At 55.7% G+C, this 357-nt stretch carries 1 pseudogene; it reads left to right on the forward strand.

The window, feature by feature from the left end:
- Positions 1–32: 32 nt before the first annotated feature.
- Positions 33–357: pseudogene (locus tag Q4563_RS17370) on the forward strand (erythrose-4-phosphate dehydrogenase); the annotation flags it as partial.

The raw sequence follows: 357 nt of genomic DNA on the forward strand, positions 1-357 counted from the left end.
ATACCGGCTTGCCAAGAGGGGTGGCCCGGCTGATGCCAGCGTTGACAGGCAAACTGGAAAGTCTGCATTTGCGCGTCCCAACCATCAATGTGTCCGCTCTGGACGTCAGCTTGCAGCTCAAGTGCGACACCAGCGCACAGGCCGTTAACGAACTGATACAATCCGCTGCCAATGGTGTATTTCGTGGCCTGCTGGGTGTGACGTACGAGCCGCATGCTTCGATTGATTTTAACCATGACCCACGTTCCTGCATTGTTGATGCGACCCAGACTCGGGTCAGCGCCGGTTCAATGCTGAAGTTGCTGCTGTGGTTTGATAATGAATGGGGATTCGCCAACCGCATGCTGGATACGGCGC

Source organism: Gilvimarinus sp. 1_MG-2023 (assembly GCF_030548285.1).